General features: G+C 26.7%; 1 protein-coding gene and 1 pseudogene. Both read left to right on the top strand.

The window, feature by feature from the left end; translation table 11 throughout:
- On the top strand, window positions 1-250 hold a 250-nt coding region (locus DNK84_RS14745), incomplete at its 5' end, for an HAD family hydrolase (protein ID WP_208123364.1).
- 136 nt (window positions 251-386) lie between these two features.
- A pseudogene (locus DNK84_RS14880) lies at window positions 387-596 on the top strand (transposase); the annotation flags it as partial.

Here is a 596-nt window from a genome sequence, read left to right as displayed (position 1 = left end):
TACTTTCATCTCCCAAGAAGTAGGACTTAAAAAACCAGATTTAGATTTTTTTAAGCTACCTTTAAAAAAACATAATATAATAGCAAAAGATACATTTTTTATTGGAGATAGTTATTACTTAGACTATTTACCTTCTAACAACTTAGGGATGCTCTCAATATTATTAGACGAAAATAACATGTTTAGCCCAACTCTAGACATAAATAGAATTAACAATATAAATGATTGTAAGAGAATAATTTTAGACTAACTACATAATCGCTTGCTATGGATATAAAAATATCATATCCAATACCTAAAAATTAGGTTCCATGAACAAAATTTTTGCATAAAGATGTTAAGTGTATTTAAATGGTTTTGCGAAACAAATAACACACCTAACATATATGGAATATTATATATCAGAATCAAATTGGTCAACAATTTTAGCTTTTCTTACAAATCAAAAAGGCTTACATACAAAAGACACTGCTAAGCTTAGAAAATTTATAGAAGCAGTTTTTTTATATTCTAAAAACAGGTACTCAATGGAAATACCTTCATAAAGAATATGGTGATAGTAGAGCTAAACGTTATAAATATTGGGTTGATAAAGG

This window comes from Facilibium subflavum, from assembly GCF_003574485.1.
Classification (GTDB): domain Bacteria; phylum Pseudomonadota; class Gammaproteobacteria; order Francisellales; family Francisellaceae; genus Facilibium; species Facilibium subflavum.
This window is presented reverse-complemented; position numbering and strand designations above follow the sequence as displayed.